The following is a 19,984-nucleotide window of genomic DNA, read 5'->3' as shown; positions in this document are numbered from 1 at the left end:
TCTGCTATATAAATACAAGTTGAAAAATCGACATAAACCCTTTTTAGGTGGGAAAGATCGTCCAGCCATGCATAGAAGCGGTCAGACCCTTTTTTAGCTCCATGCCAAGTGAAAACAAAAGGAGAAAACGAGTGGAGATTTCTTTTTGTTTTCATAACCACGATTTATATGCAAGCAAATCAACATAGATTTATATAGTATTGTTGCACTCACCATTATATATGAGAATACAAAAGGACAAAAGAAAGCTTTCTTAATAAACGGTAGAACATTTCCTATTACGAACGCTTTTTCTCCCAACAGAATAGTAATCCATTCTGTGTTTCTCAACATCCTTCCCAGTATAACAATTTCTCCCATCAAATAAAATAGGTTCACGCATAAGTTTCACATACCTGTCTAATGGATACGTTCGTATACATTCCCAGTCGGTTACAATAAAAACTGCTTCTGCCCCCGTGACTGCCTCGTCTAAATTCGTTGTATATTTTATGTCATCTCTAAACAACTGCTGCACATGCAAAATAGCCTGTGGATCATATGCAATTACATTTGCCCCCATCTCTACTAACTCTTTTATAATAGGAAGAGACGGAGCTTCCCTAATATCATCTGTATTTGGCTTAAAGGCCGTTCCTAACACCGCAACCTGCTTATCTCTCATATCCATTACGCTTCTCGCTTTCCGAAGAAGCAACATTTGTTGTTTGTTATTTACTTCAATTACTGCTTTTAACAACCTAAAATCATGTGCAACATTACCTGCAATTTGGACGAGAGCATTTGTATCTTTTGGGAAGCATGATCCTTCATAACCAATACCCGCCTGTAAGAAGTGAGAACCGATTCGCCGATCCATTCCCATGCCACTTGCTACTTCTAACACATCTGCGCCCACTTTCTCACATATGTTAGAAATTTCATTTATGAAACTAATTTTCGTAGCTAAAAAAGCATTTGAAGCATATTTAATCATTTCAGCACTGCGGATGTCTGTAACAAACGTCTCAATTAGCAACTTACTGTATAACTTCTCTACCTTTTGTGCAATTTCTTCTGTCTCCGCTCCTATAACGATGCGATCACCATGGAAAAAATCATGTATACCAGAACCTTCCCGTAAAAATTCTGGATTGGCTACCATATGTATAATATGTCGCCCTTGCAGCTTCTCCTGAATCCATTCTTTCATTTGATCGTTCGTGCCTACAGGAACCGTACTTTTTGTAATCACAATTACATCTGAATTTGTATATATACCAATGTCATAACAAGTATTGCGAATATATGTTAAATCTGCCGTTCCATCCGGTAAAGATGGTGTTCCTACCGCAACAAATATGAAATCTACATGTTTAAATGCCTCTGTTTGACTTGATGTAAATGCTAGCAGCCTTTCTTGGATTGCTGCATCTACTAATTGCCCTAGACCAGGTTCATAAATCGGCATTTCCCCTTGCTTCATTCGCGCAATTTTCTCTTGATCTATATCAAAACAAGTAACATAATGACCTAATGTCGCTAATCCCACCCCAGTAATTAAGCCAACATATCCAGTACCTATCACCGTAATTTTCATTAGATTTTCCGCACAGGATACTTTAAATTTTTATAAGAATATTGTATGAAAGTAGAAAGACAAGAAATGTACATCTTTTGTAATTGAAAACCCTCCTGTGCTTCCCCCTTTCATACTAAAAATGAATATAAGGCAATGTCTTTCACGTACTCTTTTTTCCATATTAAAACATGAATTTGCTAAATGAGATATCATTTGAGCTCTTACTCCCTATTATATGAGACGTCTGCTCTCTCTTTTTTTAAGATTTTGTAAAATAACGCTCTTCATTTGAACATTTTTCTTTACAAACCGCTTTATTACTGGCGCATTTCATGTTTCCATATTTTAACGCGAAACGTACGTATTTTAACGTGCAACACTTATAGTAAAGAAAATCGGTCACATCCTACCATCCCTACTAGGAAAAGACTTATATGTAAATGTCATAAATTTGTACCACAGTTTAAGAACTATGCGATACAAGTTAATGATAAGATATATTATAACCTTCTTGTACGACATCGTATTTATTATAGATTTGTCATATATTTTATCTCTTTCCAATTACAGTGAATAGAAAAAAAGATTGAATTCTAATCTTTTTGTGATACCATATGTTATGAGCCTGTAAACAAACATCATAATTTTCAGATAAACTCTTTAAAAACTACGTTAAAATATAAAAGGTGGGGTATTAATGGACTCACAAGTGATTTATGCCGTTTTGGCATCTTTCATTACCGTATTAGTCGTTACTCCTTTCGTCATCAAATTAGCATTTAAGATCGGAGCGACTGATAAGCCAAACGCACGTAAAGTACACCAAAAAATCATGCCTCGTCTAGGTGGACTGGCAATTTTTATTGGTGTAGCTGTTGGATTCTTTGTTAGTGGATTATATGAACAAAGGATGCTATCAATTAGTTTAGGTGCTGTCATCATTGTCATTATCGGTATTTTAGATGACATGTATGAATTATCAGCAAGAGTAAAATTCGGTGGACAACTAGTAGTTGCTGCACTCATCGCAAAGAGTCAATTATTAGTACAAGTGCTGTATATTCCATTCTTAGGAGATACTGAACTGGGAATGCTTGCATATCCAATTACAATATTCTGGATTGTAGGTATTACAAATGCGATTAACTTAATTGATGGATTAGATGGACTTTCTGCAGGAATTTCATCCATTGTCCTTGCAACGTTAGCATATATGGCCTTTACTAGTCCGATTGGTACTGGTGCTGTCATTATTCTACCGCTTGCTCTAATTGCACTTGCAAGTACACTTGGATTTTTATTCTATAACTTCCATCCAGCCAAAATTTTCATGGGTGATACAGGAGCATTATTCTTAGGATATTGTATTTCTGTTATATCGTTACTTGGATTATACAAAAGCGTAACGTTATTCAGCTTTATTGTTCCAATTATCATTTTAGGTGTACCGGTCTTCGATACAACATTTGCGATTATCAGACGAATCGTGAATAAAAAACCAATTTCTGCACCAGATAAATCTCACTTACATCATCGTCTATTAGCAATGGGCTTCTCTCATCGCACGACGGTACTTATCATTTACGCATTTGGTATTTTCTTTAGCGTAAATGCAATTATTTTCTCTAGTGCAACATTGTGGTTATCCATTATCCTTCTGTTTGCTTTAATTTTCTTTACTGAAATCGTAGCAGAAGTAATTGGTCTTGTGCACGAACGTTACAAACCAATTATTTCCTTCTATAAAAAAGTGAAAAAACGCGAAGAATAACTGTAGTATAGCCTTCACTAGCAAAAAATATTCAAATAGCACTCTTTCTTTTTAGAAAGGGTGCTATTTTTTATTTCCAGAATATAGTTTGTTTGAGAGTTCTTCTATTGGAGAAAGATATAAATATTAAAGAGGATAAGGAGAAAACGATCTTAATTCCTTCTTCATGACTGTTAGACTGAGGGTGAGTATTATGATAAAGCAAATGTTTCAATGTATTATTATATGCTTGAGTATTACTACATGTTCGATATCTTATACTGAAGCAGCCGCTAACTCCCCACTTATACATGACTCTATGATTCAAGACGCGGCTCTTCCGCAAAAAATTGCATACTTAACATTTGATGATGGACCAAACAAATACACATCACAAATTTTAAACATTTTAAAACAAAAACAAGGAAAGGCAACCTTCTTTGTAATTGGTGGCAAAGCTTCACATTACCCACAAACAATGAAACGTTTAATTAGAGAGGGCCATTATATTGGGCTGCATAGTATGTCTCATGACGTGAAACGTCTATATACTGGTGATCCCTCCGCTTTAATTACCGAAATGGAACAAACCCGTTCAATTGTCCTCCGTACAACAAATTTGAATACACACCTAGTTCGCGTTCCATATGGTAGTATGCCTTATTTAAAAAAGAATTATCGTGATGCACTTGTTTCTGCTCGGTACAAAATGTGGGATTGGACAATCGATACATATGACTGGAAAAGTTATCATAATCCTTCTGCTATACTAGAGCGAGTTATGAACCAAAGCGACGAACAAGTTGAAGTTATTTTAATGCATGAGTCTAGCGTCACAGTGAAAATTCTTCCAAAGGTAATTGACTACCTGAAGGAAAAAGGATACACACTTCTTCCTTATAATCCTTCCTCCCATTTAGAAGTAAACTTCTGGAAGGACACAAGATTGTAACAGCTTTAGTATAATACTGGGGCTGTTTATTCTTTTTCTCTTCCCACACTTCCCATTTTTGTGTAAAATTTTAAATAGTGATGAAGTTTCGAGGTGAAGAAAAATGAAACGAATGGACCTCATTTATAATGCAATGCAAAAGGGAAATTACTCAGAAGGTGTAACAGCATCTGAACTCGCTACACTTCTACAGCTAGATCGTGCAAATGTAAGCAGCGATTTAAATAAACTTGTGAAAGATGGTCGTTTATCTAAAACAGGAACACGACCTGTCCGTTTCTATTTAGGAGCTAATCCTCCTATGGAAACGCATTCACAAAATAGCACTTCACTCGATGTCTTTGCGAGAGAAAACACAAGCCTCAAAATTGCGATTGAAAAAGCAAAGGCTGCTGTACTCTATCCTCCAAATGGTATGCATACATTACTACTTGGAGAAACAGGTGTCGGGAAATCTATGTTTGCCTCTTTAATGCACGAATACGCGATTGAAGTCAATCAACTCCCAAAAGATGCACCGTTTATCGTTTTTAACTGCGCAGATTACGCAAATAATCCACAGCTTCTGCTTGGACAACTTTTCGGGATCAAAAAGGGTGCTTACACTGGTGCGAGTGACCAAAAAGGATTAATCGAAAAAGCCCATGAAGGAATTCTCTTTCTGGATGAAGTGCACCGCCTTCCTCCAGAAGGTCAAGAAATGCTATTCACATTTATTGATCGCGGTGTATATCGTCGCCTTGGAGAGACAGAGAACGAGCGCCGAGCACAAGTATTAATTATTACTGCAACAACAGAAGAACCAAACTCTTTTTTACTCAAAACATTTACAAGACGAATTCCGATGACCGTAACGCTTCCACCACTTCGTGAGAGAACGCATCAGGAACGCTTCGCCTTGCTGCAACTCTTTTTTACAAATGAAGCGATTCGTCTGCGAAAAGACATTCATGTCAGTCCGAATACAATGCGCGCATTCGTCTTTTATCAATGTCCAAATAACATTGGACAATTAAAAACAGATGTACAAATTGCCTGTGCGAAAGCCTATTCTGACTTCGTAACAAAGAAAAGAGACTATGTCCGCGTTTCTAGCACTGATTTGCCATGGTACATGAAGGAAGGCTTATTTATCGAAAGAAAAAGCCGCCATCTGTATCAAGTGCCAAACGAAACATTTGTATTTACGAGTGACGAAGGATGGAGTAGACATAAAACAGAAGATACACGTTCTTCCATTTATGATTACATTGATCATAAATATGAAGAACTACAAGCACGCGGGATTGAAGAAGAAGAATTAGAGTTATTAATAGACAATGATATCCAAAGCTTTTTCGTTCATTATTTTAATCAAATGTCAAAAAAGACAAATCATGAAAATGTCTTTAAAATTGTCGATCGTAATATTGTTTCCGTGTGCGAAAAAATCGCTGAACTAGCCGAAAAACATTTAGCTAAGACATTCGATGAAAAAGTTTTTCTCGCTTTAAGTTTACATGTACAGACAACTTTACAACGACTACAAAGTGGGAAACAAATTCATCACCCACAGTTGAACCAAATTCGCACGAAATATAAAGAAGCCTTCTCGGTTGCTATGCAGTGTATTCAACTTTTGGAAGAAGAACTGCAAATCACAATGCCAATTGATGAAGCTGGATTTTTAACGATGTTTTTCGTCGTTGATCCCATTCCTGCTTCCCAAACAGAAGTAAAAGTATTAATTTTAGCTCACGGCAATGGTATCGCAACAGAAATGGCAAATGTCGCCAATGAATTGCTCGGTATTGATGAAGTAACAGGAATTGATATGCCGCTTCATGAATCACCGAAAGATTTCTTAGAACGAGTAAAAATGTACATGAAAACGCTAGGACATATAAATGGTCTTCTCTTACTCGTTGATATGGGTTCACTTGCTTATATCGGGGATATACTAGAGACAGAATTTCATATTCCTGTACGCGTTCTCTCTATGACAAGTACGCCGCACGTACTAGAAGCAGCAAGAAAAGCTCAGCTCGGGTACTCATTAGATGCGTTATATGAAACGGTGAAAAACTTAACACCGTTTTACCTGAACGTACAAGAAGAAAAGAAAAAGCCGCTCGCTCCAATGAAATCAGTCATTTTAACAGCTTGTTTAACAGGAGAAGGAAGCGCGCTAGCTATTCAAAAAATGCTTGAAAACTATTTGCGATTCGATAAAGATTTAATAGAAATTATTCCAATTAGTATCGTTCATGAAAAAGATTTAACAAAAATGATTGAAAACATAAAGAAAGAACGCAATATGATTTGTATTGTCACAAACTTTGATGTACAAGTACCATGTTTAACGTATCATTTCCAAGACATTGTAAACTATAAAGCCATTCAGCCAATCCAAGAATTAATTACGTATGAAGAAACATATGCAAAAATGGCTGATATTCTCGGGCAACAAATGCAGCGCAATGATGGAGCACTCATGATTAAAACAATACGGTACGCGCTTAATACAATCCAAGAGCTTATCTCCTTACAGTTAAACCCTGATAGTTTAATGGGAGTTATTTTGCATATGAGCTGTATGATTGACCGGCTTCAAAAGGGAGAAAAGCTCCTCCCTTATCCTGACAAAGAAGCACGTAGACAAGATGAATATTGGATGTACATGAAAGTAAAAAAATCATTGCAACCAATTGAAAACACGTTTGACGTGCAGATTCCAGGTGATGAAGTTTTTTATGTAATGGACTTCTTCATAAAGAATCAACCAGAAAAAAAAGAGTAAAATAAACATGCCCGTGAATGTTAATATTCACGGGCATGTTTATTTACCGACTCATCGATCGACTATACTCCTTTACCTCCCCACGAATTTCTCCCCTTGTATATGACCTTGTATGAACATTTACATATGCATTCACTTCGTCAATTGCCTGCACAAGATCCTCAAACATCTTTCCTTGCAACGGTCCTTCTAAATCTTCAGCAGACACCACACCCGTTACCGTCCCTTCATTCACGCTAATTCCATGCTTCACAGGTCCATATAAAAACAAAACCACTGGCCCGCTCTGATTCCCTTTCCCTAAATGAATTTGGCAAGATGTTACTTTCTCAATATTTTTCACTATGATCCTATAATGTAGTTTTGTAAAATCTCTATTAAAAATAAGTTCTGCTACCCCATAAGCCTTTGTTTTTACAGGAGGTAATTCATTACCTCCTTTTAGCTTAGCAACGAAATGTTTTGTCATACTAGCAACATTCTCCTTATATAAATTTCAATTTGAATAGCTGGTATCTCTTTAACTAATTTATTGCTGGGACACCATTAATTATGACTCTTTCAGAAGCGACTGTTATAGAGGGCTTATTCCTCTTCGCAAATATTTACAAAAACGAAAATGGATGGATGAGCGAAGCTATGGGGATTTAGTAGTACTCTGTCAATTTCTTCCCGGTCCTGCAAGCAACCAAGTTGGAATTGATATCGGTTTATCGCGTGGAGGATTCCTTGGTGCTTTAAGTGGTTATATCCTTTCCATTATCTAGCCATACAAAAAGACGCACTTAACAGAGGGCACTGAAAAAGTGATTACTTTGAAAAAATAACGTGTATTTTATCTATATGCAGAAAATAAAAAGGAGTTCATCGCCTGTATACAGTAGGTGGTGAACCCCCTTGATAAACCGTTTTTTACTATATAAATTCATTTTGATTTTCAAGCGTATAAGTCGCATCTATAAAAAACAAAAAGTGACTTACACTCGTTTTATCCTTCTGTTTTCACTTGGTATGGGGCAGGAAAAGGATCTGACCGCTTCTATGCATGATCGAATGCTCTCTCCCACCTAAAGAGAAAGGTTTTATGCTTTTTAAAATTTCACAAGCTCCATACCTTCTGGCAAATCACTTTCCGTTAAAATTCGCAGTTCCTTCACGCGGTCCATTACATAGGAAGAACGCTTCACAAGCTCTGGATCAATGTAAGCAGGGTGCGCCATAACCTCTACTGTTTTTCCGTCCTGCACACGCTCTTTTAATTTAACAAAGTAATCCTCCTGCACACCATCGCTATAGAAGTCACTATAAAACACATCAGAAAACGGACGCACTGCCCTCTCTTGCTCGCAGCGACGAATTGGCACATTATATTTTTCTGCTAATCTTTCAAGGACATCGTGTAAAATTGGCAAGCTATGCACATGATGATGACTATCTAAATGCGTTGGTGTTAATCCAGAAGATAAAAACTTTTCAATTTGAGCAGTCCACTCTCTTTCAACATCTGTAGGATTTATATTTCCTTCTCTTACAGTACTTTGCTTATGAAAGAAACCATCTTTACTTACAAGAGACGGAACATCTGTAAGAAGCGGTTTTCCCGCAGTTAAAACGAGATGCACCCCTACTCCTAATGACTTATATTCTTTCGCTAAAAGGACAGCATGCTCTGTCCCTGGCATGTTCATCATCATTGTCGTAGAATTCACAATCCCCTTTACATGTCCTTCAATAATTCCGTAGTTCGTACCTTCTGTAAGACCAAAGTCATCTGCATTTACGATTAATCGAATCATGATTTCCCCTCCTGTTGAATGAAAAAAAGCGGGCTTTATAAGCGCCGCTTTTATTTCTCTACTTTTTTAAAGAACTGCGGAAGATATTCTTTATGAGCTTCCAACATTTCATCTAAAATTTGTTTTGCTACTTTATCTGATGGTACAAGTGGATTAATTGTCATAGCAAGCAGCGCTTTATGATAATCACCTGTAACAGCAGCTTCAATTGATGTGCGCTCGAATGATTTAATTTGCTGAACTAAACCGCGAACAGGAACTGGTAAGTCACCCACCACAATCGGCTTTGGACCTTCTTTTGTAATTACACAATTTACTTCAACAGCTGAATCATGCGGCAAGCTTGCAATTGTACCGTTATTTCTTGTATTAACAGGCTGAATATCACCTTTGTTATTATAAATAGATGTAATTAAACTACATGCTGCATCACTGTAATAAGCTCCGCCTCGTTTTTCTAATTGCGGTGGCTTAATATTTAAATTCGGATCTTTATATAATTCAAATAAGTCTTCTTCTAATTTTTTCACAACTTCTGCACGTGTACCTTTTTCAATAGAAGCTTGTTTTTCTTCTTCTAACATTTCACGTGTTTTATAGTAGTAACGATGATATGGACATGGAATGGCACGAAGCCCGCGAATGAAATCTGGTTCCCAATTCAATGCTGCAATGTTTTCCATCGTAATTTGCTTTTCAGGATCTGTTACAAGATCTAGCACACGATCCATTACACTAACTCCATCTAAATATACATCTAATCCATAAACCATGTGATTTAAACCAGCAAAGTCAACGTGTACGCGGCTTGCATCTACTTCAAGCAATTTTGCAAGTCCCATACGAATACCAATCGGAACATTACATAATCCGACTACTTTTTGAATACTTGTATAACGAAGCACAGCCTCTGTTACCATACCAGCAGGGTTCGCAAAGTTAATGAGCCAAGCGTTCGGGCAAAGTTCCTCCATATCTTTACAAATATCCAAAATAACAGGAATCGTTCTCAGCGCCTTGAATAAACCACCAGGACCATTCGTTTCCTGACCGATCACATCATATTTTAATGGAATTGCTTCATCTTTTGCACGTGCCTCTAATAAACCTACGCGAAGCTGTGTTGTTACAAAGTCAGCATCTTTTAATGCTGCGCGGCGATCAAGTGTTAGGTGAATATCAATTGGTAAACCAGCTTTTTTCACCATGCGTTTTGCTAAGTTACCAACGATTTCTAACTTTTCTTTTCCCGCTTCAATATCTACTAACCAAATTTCACGAACTGGAAGTTCATCATAACGTTTAATAAATCCTTCAATTAACTCTGGTGTATAACTAGATCCACCGCCGATTGTAGCAATTTTAATTCCGCTCATACTTTATTCCCCTTTCGCATCAAGCTTTTTATAAAGATCAATAAATTCCGCTGCTAATTCTTTTACAGTCATTGAATTCATTAAATGATCTTGTGCATGAATTAAAAGAACACTAATTTCTGTTTTTTCTCCCCTTGCTTCTGATTGTATGAGCTCTGTTTGGAAATGATGTGCTTCATTGATTGCTTCTTTCGCTTTTGCCATCGCTTCATCTGCTTCCCCTAATTTCCCCTGTTTTGCATATTGCAGTGCTTCCATCGCATAGCTTCTTGCGTTACCGCTGTGTAAAATTAATTGGAATGGGATTTGTTCTACTGTAGTCATCATAATTTACCGCCCTCTCTATATAGTTCAACCGATTGAAATACCCCTTCAGTTTGAACGTGTCTATTAAACTATTGTTTTAGTAATCTCATTTTGGTGTTCTTCTAGATGTATGCCATCTGTCTGAACAGGATATAAAAGTGATTGTTCTCACGGGCTCGTTTCACCTGTGAGAACAATCATATATTACATAGGTACAGATTGATTATTTCCTTGTGCTGCTGCTTTTTCAGTTTTAACGATAGAACGGTCACATAACACAACGAATGGATAGTAAATTACCATTGCAATTACAAAGTTTAATAACTGCAGAATTGCACCAGAAATGTGTCCTCCTGTTACAAGGTAACCACTAATGATTGGTGGTGTTGCCCATGGAATCATCGCAACTGTTTTTGGCACAAATCCAAGAGATATAGCTGTATAAGAAGTAATTACTAGTACAACTGGTGCCACAATAAACGGAACGAATAAAATTGGGTTTAAAATAATCGGTGTACCAAAGATTACTGGTTCGTTAATGTTAAATGCACCAGGTCCAATTGATAATCGGGATACCCCGCGCAATTGAGCACTTCTTGCTACAATTAATACAACGACTAAGAATGCTAATGTTGCACCAGAACCACCAAGATATACGAAAGTATCAAAGAATGGTTTTGTAATAATGTTTGGCACATCAAATGAAGACACACCATCTTGGAACATCTTGATATTTTTTTCTAATGCTGGTAAGTATAATGGCTCAATAATCCCACCAACAATGTTTGGACCGTGTAAACCAAAGAACCAAAGGACATGAACAAGAATGACAATTACAATCGCACTTGGTAATGTACCTGCTAAACCTTGTAGTGGTAATTGAATTGTATTAAAGATAAATTCATGAACGCTTGTACCTGCTAATTTCACTGCTAATTGAATACCTGCAACTACTGTTAAAATAACAAATGCTGGAACTAATGCCGCAAATGATCTTAAAACTGCTGGTGGTACTCCGTCTGGCATTTTGAAAGTAATTTCTCTTTGTACAAAGAAACGGAATGCTTCAGTAACAAGAAGTGCCACAATGATTGCTACGAATAAGCCTTGTGCTCCTGTCCAAGCTAAGTTCAATCCGCCCTCTTTCGGTGTTGTTGGTGTAAGAATAATTAACGCACCAAATGAAATAATACCTGCTGACAATCCATCAACACCGTAAGATTTTGCTAAATTATAACTTGTTGTAAATGCGATGATTAATGCTAAAATTGCGAAAGAACCTGTCCACATTCCACCGCCGACGTCTTTCCAAACTTCTCCGAATGTACCTTTCATGAAGTTTTGGAAAGCTTCAGATGGAAAACCATTAATCAGTGATGCAAAGGCACCAACTAAAATAAGCGGCATAACTGCAATAAAGCCATCACGGATCGCAGCTAAATGACGTTGTGACCCGATTTTACCAGCGACTGGAACAATATATTTCTCCATAAATGCAATAAACTTTTGCATTCTCTTTCCCCCCTAATTATTTTTTAAGTGTTAATGCGTGATCCAAAACTGCCTCTCCATTCATCATGCCGTAATGCATTGGATTAATAACATCGATACCAACGTTCTTCTCGTCAGCAAGCGCTTTCATTGAAGACAGCATATAACGAACTTGTGGTCCTAGTAATAATACGTCTGCCTCATCTATGTTGTTTTTCACTGCATCCCCAGACACAGCCCAAATCTTTCCTTCTAGTCCCCGAGCTTTTGCAGCTGCTTCCATTTTTGTAACTAGTAAACTTGTAGACATTCCTGCTGAACAACAAAGTAAAATATTCATTAATAAGTCCCCCTATGCATGTAAACGATTTTTGTTATTTATTTTTCTTTACGCCTTTTATTAATGCAATTGCCGTGCCAACTTTTTAAATCCCTTTAAAATTAACATTTTTTCAAGTGTTTTTATTGTGTGTTGCCGCTTTCAAATTGTGTGTTACCCAAAATATAGATAGTGTGTTATAAAACAACACGCTTGTAACACATATCTGTATGAAAATAGATTAGTGTTTAGTTGTCTAGTTGTATTTGAAACAAGAAAATAAAATATTTTTATAAAGAAATTTTACTTTTTATTAAAAAACAATAAAATTTATTATAAAACCATTCGCTTTTCTACATTAGAAGCAATCTGTAAAAACCTAGAGTGTCCGCCTGGCGATATTTTGGAATATGTAGAAGAACAAAAACATAGCCATCCGCATCAGCAAAATAGGCCGCTACGGATGGCTATGCTTTTACTATGAACTAGATTGAACTTTTTATAGAAAAATGAATTTCATCCAAAACAACATGATCTCCGTAGCTTTTGACTAAAGTACTCACTTCAAACCGCAACGCTAATAACAGCCTTTTATAATATTCATTTCAACCCATTATTCAGTCCCTCAATTTTCTTCTTCCAATATATTGTCATCGCAAACCATATAATGAAGTAAATAACGATAAAGCTACCCATGCAAATAAGAATCGGAACAGGGCGATTTGGAACCCAGCCAATCCAGATTGCAATCGGTAAGAATGTTCCTAGTAAAATGATAAAGTGAACGATTGTTTGTGTTAAAATGCTCCATTCTTCTCTCTCAAACACAAAGGAAGCAAATGAGAAAATCATCCCCACAATATTTGCTGTTACAAGGTGTGCAAGCAATGTCTTTGTCTCTAATACATCCATTCCATTTGCATAACCAATTCCTAAAAACAATAAGCTATAAACCATCGCCATCGCCATTCCTGCAATAACCTTAGCACATACTCTATCAAACAAAGTAACCATCATTCTAGCCTCCTCCCATATTCAGAGCTTCTTTAATAAGCGGTACATACTTTCTTGAAACATACTCTTTCATTCCATTTGAAAAATGGGCACACATACTGCCGCTAAAAGACATTTCAAAGCTTGTTACATGCTGTAGGTTCGCTAATGTAGACTTTGAAAACCGTACAAATCGATCACCCTGTAATTTTGTTTCTAGTTCATACAAACGGGATTTCACTTCAAGACTTCCTTTCGATGTTTGAGCCATTACTTTTCGATTCTCTGCATAAAACCAATAAATTTCCTTTGGCTCTAACAAATAATATTGCTGATCCAAAATTCCAACAATTTGTTTTACACTCCCACCTTCTATCCTTTTTAAAAGATGGTGAATTTCATCTGTTACTTCTTTTGTCTTTACAATAATCTCTATTTCATCTTGTGATGGATCTAATTCAAGGTGAATTTTCACTACTTTCCACCTCCCTTACACTTTTATTGTTACATATATTTGGAAAAATAAAATAGATTTGTACATAAATGGTATCGCCTCCATCATGACTGACACTTTTTCGTACATAAAAAAACCTTGCATAAGCAAGGCTTCATTCTTTCGCTAACATTTTCCTATATAACTCTACAAATTCACTCGCTAATTCCTTCACTGTTATGGCGTTCATTAAATGATCTTGTGCATGAACCATTAGAAGCCTAATTTCTGTTTTTTCCCCACCAGCTTCTCTTTGTATTAAATCTGTTTGCAAACGATGTGCCTCTTGCAGCTCTTGCAAGGCTTCTTGCAATTTCGTCTCCGCTTCTGTAAATTCCCCACGCTTCGCACAATCAATTGCTTCCATCGCACTGCTTCTCGCATTTCCTCCATGTAAAATCAAATGAAAAGCCTGCGTCTCTAACGTATCCATTTTAACTTTCTACTCCCCCTTTTCTTCGGCTACCTTTTGTTTATCCCACATTTTCAAGAATGGAAAATAAATAAGAAAAGCAAGCACAAAGTTAATTAACTGCAATACAACACCTGAAATTTTACCTCCTGATCCTAAATACCCACTGAAAAGAATCGGTGTAGTCCATGGTACAGCCGCTCCACTTGGCCGAGCAACAAGCCCCCATTCCATTGCGAAATACGATACAACTGTTAAAACAACTGGAGCAAGTATAAATGGAATAAGAAGAAGCGGATTTAACACAATTGGCATCCCAAACGTGACCATCTCATTAATATTAAAAATGCCTGGTGCAATTGATAACCGCCCTAAACTTTTTAATTGCTGACTCCGTGCAAATAATAACATCGCTACAACAAGTGCAAGCGTTGCACCAGATCCACCTGTGTAGATCCACAAATCAAAGAATTGTGCTGTTATTGTGTTTGGGACGTCTTGCCCCGCCTGAAAAGCAATGCGGTTTTGATCCATTAATGATAACCAAACCGGGCTCATAACACCGCCTACAATTGCAGCACCGTGAATTCCACATGCCCAAAGCACATGGACAACAATAACCGCTGCCACCGCGCCAAAAAGGCTGGCGCCAAGTACACTAAGCGGAGCTTGCAAGAGCTGCCCTACAATATTATGAATACTACCGAAAGAAGTGTTTTCCAAAATTAAACGTAGAATCCAAATAACCGTCACAACAATAAATCCTGGAACAAGTGCTGCAAATGAACGTGTTACAGCTGGTGGGACCGTTTCTGGCATTTTAATAATCAACTTTCTTTGGATAATAAACCTGTAAATTTCAGTAGATATAAGTGCTATAATCATCGCCACGAATAATCCTTGACTTCCCATCAGTGCAGCAGGTATAACTCCATCTACAAGTACACTCTCTTTCGTACTAGGTATGATATGCGTCACTTGAAATGGAGTTGCAAGTAAGAATGATACAAGTGACAATGCCCCTGCTGCTAATGCATCCACTTTATATTGCTCCCCTAGTCTGTAAGCGATTCCAAAAGTGGCTATTAAAGACATTATATTAAATGTTGCGCTAACTGGATACCCTAACGCCTTCTGCCAATTCCCTCCAAATAAACCTTCCATAAAATCATTGTAGCCAGGTATTGGCAAAGCACTAATAATAAGGAAAAATGAACCAATAATTAAGAAAGGCATCGTTAAAATAATGCCATCACGAATTGCTTGTAAATGCCGCTGCTGTGCAATTCTCCCCGCTATTGGCATCACATATTTCTCTAAAAATCGGACCATCTACTCCACTCTCCTCATGCTTTCATTGACAATGCTGCTTCCAATACGGCCTCTCCGTTACAAAGGCCATAATGTACAGAGTGAATAATATCAACAGGTATCCCTTTTTCTCCACACATTTCCTTCATCTTCGGTAATAAATAACGCACTTGTGGTCCAAGCAAGAGCACATCCGCTTCATCAATATGATTCCGTATTTCCGAACCCGATACAGCCCAGATTTTTACTTCTAACCCTTTTGCTTGTGCTGCTTTCTCCATTTTCGTTACAAGTAAACTGGTAGACATTCCTGCTGCACAGCAAAGTAAAATGTTCATCAAACTCCCCCCCTTATTTTTAATCATGCTGGAATCATATCAACGTTGCTCTTCAAATCCGCTACTAGATTACCAATATATATGTCTAGATTATTTTTCATATGACGAGCATAAAAACAAAAATTTCTCTGTTTTCACGCTATTCCATCTATGTGTATTCTCCTAGTAAACAGCCTCACAACTGGTTATAATGATTCAGTATGATTTTTTATAAAGTGAGACTTTAATCAGAGGGGGTTTTCTTCATCCCCTTCTGATTATTAGCCTTTACGAATCGGGCTTTTACGGGCCGTTGATCCCCCACCTAACTTCTTTGCTTTCGCTGAACTTTGAGGTGGGGGTCTTACTGCCCGTTAATGCGGGATAAATAGATTGGAGGGTATATATATGAAAGCTTATCGCTTTCCACTTATTTTATTATCTTCCATCCTAATTGGTGGTTTCATTGGTTATTTCATGGGTACCGATGCAGTTGCTTTAAAACCGCTTGGTGACATTTTCTTAAACTTAATGTTTACGATTGTTGTGCCTCTTGTGTTCTTTAGCATTGCTTCATCTATTGCCAATATGGATGGATTAAAACGTTTCGGAAAAATTATGTCTAGCATGGCTGGGACTTTCTTATTTACAAGTATTATTGCTGCAATTTTTATGATTATTGTTGTGAAAGTATTCCCACCAGCGCAAGGTGTTGTATTAGAACTAACAAAGCCTGATAAAGTTGAAAATATTAGCGTGGCTGATCAAATCGTGGGCATTTTCACCGTATCAGAATTTTCGAAGTTATTATCTCGTGAAAATATGCTAGCGCTTATTTTCTTCTCTATTTTAATGGGGGTAGCAACTTCAGCAGTTGGAGAAAAAGGAAAGCCATTCGCTAGCTTCTTACAATCTGGCGCAGAGATCTCAATGAAAGTTGTATCATTCATTATGTACTATGCTCCAATTGGACTAGCTGCCTACTTCGCAGCTTTAGTTGGAGAATTCGGTCCACAGCTTCTTGGAACGTATTTCCGAGCTGCAATGGTATACTATCCGGCTTCTATCTTATACTTCTTTGTTGCCTTTACATTTTATGCTTACCTTGCAGGGCGCAAACAAGGTGTACAAATTTTTTGGAGAAACATGGTCTCTCCTACAGTTACATCACTTGCAACTTGTAGTAGTGCCGCGAGTATTCCAGCAAACTTAGAAGCAACTAAAAAAATGGGTATTTCTTCTGACATTCGTGAAACAGTTGTTCTTCTTGGTTCTACACTTCATAAAGACGGATCTGTTTTAGGTGGCGTAATTAAAATTGCTTTCTTATTCGGGATTTTCAATATGGAATTCTCAAGTCCAAAAACATTAGCAATCGCTCTTGTTGTTTCCCTATTAGTAGGAACAGTAATGGGTGCTATTCCAGGCGGTGGTATGATTGGTGAAATGTTAATCGTTTCTCTATACGGCTTCCCACCAGAAGCGTTGCCAATTATCGCAGCTATTAGTACAATCATCGACCCACCAGCAACGATGTTAAACGTAACAGGTGATAATGTTTGTGCCGTAATGACAGCTCGTCTTGTTGAAGGGAAAGACTGGGTTAAGAATAAATTTGCATAAGAAAAAAGAGCGTTGTTTTTCATAAAACTAACGCTCTTTTTTTCTTTAATCACAAATTTGTTATAACTTTCACAAATTTTCCACAGCCCTTCCCTCTTCTTCGTACTATAATCATGTATGGAAAAGGAGATGGAAATCATGACACAAAATGCCCCAGAATTTAAGGTTTTGCAAAGCATCGCGTTTCTTGCTGTTGTTTTACAAAGTTCTTTACTATATACAATGAATCAAGGAAATATCGCATTAGAACAATCTCTCATTATTGGAATGCTATTCAACCTCGCAAAATTTTCAGCACCAGCATTCATCTTTATCGTTGGATTTCATTTAATTCGGCAGTATACAAAACAAATGGTATATAAAGAATACATATACGAAAAAACTGCACATCTACTTGCACCTTACTTATTCTGGTCTATCATTTACTTATTTACAACAACCCAATTCGTTACGATGCAAAGCGGAATAAAGAGCTTATTACTTGGAACAGCGGCGCCTCATCTTTGGTATGTCATCATGATGTTTCAAATTCATTTGCTATTCCCCTTACTATGTACTTTATTTTATTGGTTTCAAAAACGAACACATAATCAGCAAGACATATATAGATTCATGGTTGCTTTTGCCATCCTATATTTTCTCTTAATGTGGTTCTCTTCCCATTATATTTTTAACGGCGAAGTGTTAACTCGTTCAACCATCTTACATTATACAGACCGTTCCTTCTTCTTCTATTCATTCTACTTTGTTATGGGCGGAATTGCAGCGGTAGCACTGCGAGCTTGGCGTTTATTTGTCATGAAGCACATACCGCTTGTGACAATTTTGTTTTTTATTTTCTTCTTATTCATTAATTATGAAATGTTTAGCTTCTATGGTGTAGATTCAATTCATCTCACTGTATCTACATACTTAAAGCCCTCCATGTTTTTATACATTGTATGTGAAATACTCATACTTTACGTATTATCTATCATGATTGTTCAGCGGCGAGGAACATTATATAAAACATTGCGTTTTATTGGAAACTACACATACGGAGCTTATTTAGCACACTTTTTCTTCTTACAGCTAAGCACGAAATTACTATCTCTATTTACAGTACAAACCAATACAATTCTATATAGTCTATTCCTTTTTCTTATGACGGCAACATTCTCTATCATCACAATGGTTATATGTAGTGTTCTTCCATTCCATACATGGATTACAGGACCTTCTCCTACTCCAATATTAAAATGGCCAGCACTCATACCTACCTTACCGTTATTAAGAGGTAAAAAATAAGAAGAAGCTTATACCCTTTCTAGAATGGCATTTCTATTCCTTATCCATTTTCAATTTCGTCTCAGCTAACAGCGGCAACACATTATCAAAAATATGCGTGTTGCCCTCTTTTCCAGTTACATATCCGCCATAAAATCTGCTGAATACGTTGTCATTCCGGAATTCACTCATACGCTCGTACAATTCCTTAGCAAACTTTATATCTCCCGTTTGTAACACATATAGAATTGTCAGCCCATACGCTGCTGGGGATTCAAAATCTACTACTGGTTTTCCTGTTTCTAAATCATAGCGACCGTATAGCTTCCCATCTTTACGAAATGCCTTTTTAATAAAATCTAAATATGCTTTAGAGGAAATTCCGCCTAAACTGCGATGATAGGCAACATACGATTGATCAATCAAATTCACCTGGTTTTCAAATGCAAATGTACCATCCTCTTTATATTCTTTCGGGAATGCCCAGCCACGCCTTGGATAATCCGCTAAAAATTGAATCACTTCCTGATACTGCGTTTCTGAGATTTTTCCGTACTTTTTCATATAAGAGAATGCACTTGGATTTATGTAAGATGTCGTTAATATGTTATTTTGCATACCCTTATCTGCGTCATAATAATCAACATACTGTTTCCCTTTCTTATTATAACGAAGCACAGCATCACTCACTTGATCAGCAAGATCTCTATAGCGCTCTTCTTTATACATTTCATAGGCACGATATAGCTGTTCGATAATACGAAGATCATCAATGAGGGCATTCGTGGCAGACTGTCTTTCTCCTGTTTCAGAAATCTTCCATAAAACAATATGGACAGGATGTATAAAATAATTTTGGATTACCTTTACTTGTTCATCAAATAATGATTGATTGTCCATATCAAGCGTATATTGTAGCCATAACCCTGCTGATTCTGATAATGCTTCACGACCGGCTGCCTCGCTCGTTCCTACATTTGGATCAGCTATTCGATATGTTGCGAGCGTACCATTATCATTGAGCATATGTCTCAAAATAAAATATTCTGTCCGATTCCCTTGTAGTGCAGTCCAAAAAACAATTCCACCTAAAATCACAAATAAAGTTAACGCAATCCATATATACAAACGTTTCCGCACATTTTTTCACCTCTATAATAAGGCTAACCGTAACCTTAGTAGAACATACGGAAACATTAAAATGACAATCCTTTAGATTGCCCCTCACTTTCTATCCTT

General features: G+C 37.0%; 18 protein-coding genes and 2 pseudogenes. 7 read left to right on the top strand and 13 right to left on the bottom strand.

The features are described 5' to 3' along the window. Window positions 1-253: 253 nt before the first annotated feature. Window positions 254-1,579, bottom strand: coding sequence for a UDP-glucose dehydrogenase family protein (locus J4P91_RS11345; protein ID WP_207994215.1), 1,326 nt, complete (start codon window positions 1,577-1,579; stop codon window positions 254-256). Window positions 1,580-2,258: 679 nt separating this feature from the next. Between J4P91_RS11345 and J4P91_RS11340 the strand changes: the two genes are divergently transcribed. The 3 genes from J4P91_RS11340 (at window position 2,259) to J4P91_RS11330 (ending at window position 7,042) form a co-directional block, all read left to right on the top strand. Then, window positions 2,259-3,332 carry a glycosyltransferase family 4 protein gene (locus J4P91_RS11340; RefSeq protein WP_207994214.1) on the top strand — a complete coding sequence of 358 codons (1,074 nt, stop codon included), beginning with the start codon at window positions 2,259-2,261 and terminating at the stop codon, window positions 3,330-3,332. A gap of 193 nt (window positions 3,333-3,525) precedes the next feature. After that, window positions 3,526-4,263: a polysaccharide deacetylase family protein gene (locus tag J4P91_RS11335; protein ID WP_207994213.1), complete on the top strand. Its 738-nt coding sequence runs from the start codon at window positions 3,526-3,528 to the stop codon at window positions 4,261-4,263. A gap of 103 nt (window positions 4,264-4,366) precedes the next feature. Next, complete coding sequence (locus tag J4P91_RS11330) at window positions 4,367-7,042, top strand: sigma-54-dependent transcriptional regulator (RefSeq protein ID WP_207994212.1); 2,676 nt, start codon at window positions 4,367-4,369, stop codon at window positions 7,040-7,042. A 43-nt stretch (window positions 7,043-7,085) separates the two neighbouring features. Here the strand turns inward: J4P91_RS11330 and J4P91_RS11325 are convergent, their stop codons facing one another. Beyond that, window positions 7,086-7,511: a CHRD domain-containing protein gene (locus J4P91_RS11325; RefSeq protein WP_207994211.1), complete on the bottom strand. Its 426-nt coding sequence runs from the start codon at window positions 7,509-7,511 to the stop codon at window positions 7,086-7,088. A 130-nt stretch (window positions 7,512-7,641) separates the two neighbouring features. Between J4P91_RS11325 and J4P91_RS11320 the strand changes: the two are divergent. Next, window positions 7,642-7,794 (top strand): annotated as a pseudogene (locus J4P91_RS11320) (chromate transporter); the annotation flags it as partial. Window positions 7,795-8,133: 339 nt separating this feature from the next. On the opposite strand, the gene chbG reads toward J4P91_RS11320, so the two are convergent. From chbG to J4P91_RS11295, 5 genes are all read right to left on the bottom strand, one after another. Further along, window positions 8,134-8,838, bottom strand: coding sequence for a chitin disaccharide deacetylase (gene chbG / locus J4P91_RS11315; RefSeq protein WP_207994210.1), 705 nt, complete (start codon window positions 8,836-8,838; stop codon window positions 8,134-8,136). 50 nt (window positions 8,839-8,888) lie between these two features. Then, complete coding sequence (gene celF / locus J4P91_RS11310) at window positions 8,889-10,214, bottom strand: 6-phospho-beta-glucosidase (RefSeq protein ID WP_207994209.1); 1,326 nt, start codon at window positions 10,212-10,214, stop codon at window positions 8,889-8,891. A gap of 3 nt (window positions 10,215-10,217) precedes the next feature. After that, entirely contained in the window at window positions 10,218-10,541 is a 324-nt protein-coding gene (locus J4P91_RS11305) for a PTS lactose/cellobiose transporter subunit IIA (RefSeq protein ID WP_207994208.1), read from the bottom strand. A gap of 183 nt (window positions 10,542-10,724) precedes the next feature. Next, complete coding sequence (gene celB / locus J4P91_RS11300) at window positions 10,725-12,032, bottom strand: PTS cellobiose transporter subunit IIC (RefSeq protein ID WP_017153440.1); 1,308 nt, start codon at window positions 12,030-12,032, stop codon at window positions 10,725-10,727. A 16-nt stretch (window positions 12,033-12,048) separates the two neighbouring features. Continuing rightward, entirely contained in the window at window positions 12,049-12,351 is a 303-nt protein-coding gene (locus J4P91_RS11295) for a PTS sugar transporter subunit IIB (protein WP_042980912.1), read from the bottom strand. A 289-nt stretch (window positions 12,352-12,640) separates the two neighbouring features. Here J4P91_RS11295 and J4P91_RS11290 point away from each other — a divergent pair. Continuing rightward, window positions 12,641-12,814: pseudogene (locus J4P91_RS11290) on the top strand (helix-turn-helix domain-containing protein); the annotation flags it as partial. A gap of 116 nt (window positions 12,815-12,930) precedes the next feature. Here J4P91_RS11290 and J4P91_RS11285 read toward each other — a convergent pair. From J4P91_RS11285 to J4P91_RS11265, 5 genes are all read right to left on the bottom strand, one after another. Then, window positions 12,931-13,344: a DUF3021 domain-containing protein gene (locus J4P91_RS11285; protein WP_207994207.1), complete on the bottom strand. Its 414-nt coding sequence runs from the start codon at window positions 13,342-13,344 to the stop codon at window positions 12,931-12,933. Window positions 13,345-13,348: 4 nt separating this feature from the next. Further along, window positions 13,349-13,798 (bottom strand): LytTR family DNA-binding domain-containing protein, encoded by a 450-nt coding sequence (locus J4P91_RS11280; protein WP_207994206.1) that lies wholly within the window; start codon window positions 13,796-13,798, stop codon window positions 13,349-13,351. A 133-nt stretch (window positions 13,799-13,931) separates the two neighbouring features. After that, on the bottom strand, window positions 13,932-14,249 hold the full coding sequence (locus tag J4P91_RS11275; protein ID WP_207994205.1) for a PTS sugar transporter subunit IIA: 318 nt from the start codon (window positions 14,247-14,249) through the stop codon (window positions 13,932-13,934). Window positions 14,250-14,258: 9 nt separating this feature from the next. Next, window positions 14,259-15,560, bottom strand: a complete 1,302-nt coding sequence (celB, locus tag J4P91_RS11270; protein ID WP_207994204.1) for a PTS cellobiose transporter subunit IIC — start codon at window positions 15,558-15,560, stop codon at window positions 14,259-14,261. A gap of 14 nt (window positions 15,561-15,574) precedes the next feature. Beyond that, complete coding sequence (locus J4P91_RS11265; RefSeq protein WP_207994203.1) at window positions 15,575-15,877, bottom strand: PTS sugar transporter subunit IIB; 303 nt, start codon at window positions 15,875-15,877, stop codon at window positions 15,575-15,577. Window positions 15,878-16,264: 387 nt separating this feature from the next. Between J4P91_RS11265 and J4P91_RS11260 the strand changes: the two genes are divergently transcribed. Further along, window positions 16,265-17,479 (top strand): dicarboxylate/amino acid:cation symporter, encoded by a 1,215-nt coding sequence (locus tag J4P91_RS11260; RefSeq protein ID WP_207994202.1) that lies wholly within the window; start codon window positions 16,265-16,267, stop codon window positions 17,477-17,479. A gap of 117 nt (window positions 17,480-17,596) precedes the next feature. Continuing rightward, window positions 17,597-18,766 carry an acyltransferase family protein gene (locus tag J4P91_RS11255; RefSeq protein WP_207994201.1) on the top strand — a complete coding sequence of 390 codons (1,170 nt, stop codon included), beginning with the start codon at window positions 17,597-17,599 and terminating at the stop codon, window positions 18,764-18,766. A gap of 33 nt (window positions 18,767-18,799) precedes the next feature. Here J4P91_RS11255 and J4P91_RS11250 read toward each other — a convergent pair whose 3' ends face one another. Next, a complete protein-coding gene (locus tag J4P91_RS11250) occupies window positions 18,800-19,885 on the bottom strand; it encodes a transcriptional regulator (protein ID WP_207994200.1) in 1,086 nt (361 codons plus the stop codon). Window positions 19,886-19,984: the final 99 nt, after the last annotated feature.

The organism is Bacillus sp. XF8 (assembly GCF_017498755.1).
GTDB lineage: Bacteria > Bacillota > Bacilli > Bacillales > Bacillaceae_G > Bacillus_A > Bacillus_A bingmayongensis.
The sequence above is the reverse complement of the archived record's forward strand: the minus strand, read 5'-3'. Positions and strand labels throughout refer to the sequence as shown.